Source organism: Photobacterium minamisatsumaniensis, assembly GCF_050336695.1.
Classification (GTDB): Bacteria; Pseudomonadota; Gammaproteobacteria; order Enterobacterales; family Vibrionaceae; genus Photobacterium; species Photobacterium minamisatsumaniensis.
On the sequence record NZ_JAKJSI010000110.1, the window covers coordinates 1 to 1,087 of the forward strand.

General features: G+C 31.8%; 1 protein-coding gene. It reads right to left on the reverse strand.

Features of this window, described 5'->3' with window-relative positions; all coding sequences use genetic code 11:
* On the reverse strand, positions 1–914 hold a 914-nt coding region (locus L4D78_RS28255), incomplete at its 3' end, for a cysteine peptidase family C39 domain-containing protein (protein WP_428469995.1).
* Positions 915–1,087: the final 173 nt, after the last annotated feature.

Consider the following 1,087-nt stretch of genomic DNA (forward strand, 5'->3'; position numbering starts at 1 on the left):
GTTCTTAATAATGCTGCAAGAGCAACAATTGAAGTTAGAATAGGACTAACAAACACCAAAACTGAAAAACCTACTATCAACTTAAATATTGATATAAAAGTCTTATTATATATAGTTGACTCGGTAACTTTAGCACCAAGATAGGACATTATCTTACTGCTAACATCAGAAACATGCCTTCGCTCAAAAAAATCCATCGTATTGCTTAGTAGTTTACTGAATAACACTCTACCGTTATTCATAAAATGAAAGTTTTGAATTGAAATTTCTTTTCTAATACATAGATAAGAAAGAAGTAATGCGAAAAACTGCAATGCAAAAAGCAATACAAAATACAATATGTCCATTGAACCATTTTCGAGCATAGCTTCAGGCGATCCAAGAATATACGCAGGTATTATTGATGAAAAAAGTACCATAACAATACCGAGTGCAACTAAGTAAGGATTAATTTTTCCAAAATCCATAATTTTATTTTTTGTATCATGCAACTTAGTAGCAGTAACATGCCGCTCAGTACTTTCATTATCGAGAACTAATGCATATCCTGAAAGGCTAGACTTTAACGTTTCATTCCTGAGTATTTGGCTTCCCATTGAAGGATTAAGGATTGAGCAATATAATTGATTCACCTTATCCAAAACTATGTAATGCCCCATAGCCATATGTAATATACCCACTCCATTTACTTCAGAAAAGTCTTCCAATTCATCAAAGGTTACCATCTTAACATTAAGGCCTATATCGCTTGCTAATTCTTTTAATTGTTTCAAGCTCACGCCATAGTTGTTTGGTCGATGCTTTTGTCGTAACTCTTCTAATGTTACAAAAATTCCCGATTTTCGTGCAAGCATAACTAAACAGGCTAACCCACACTCGGAAGGCTCTCCTTGCATACATACGTATTTTGTCATAATAAAAACTTAACGATTAAAATAATAAAAAGAAAGATAATGCCAAAGAAACCACTGTTTATGTTTACAGAATATAACATTTTCAATAGTTTTAGGAAGTTCAGTATCGATATGGTTAAACTCAATAAGTTTATAAATTTTTATCTGAAGCCTTCCTTTATTAATATATATAT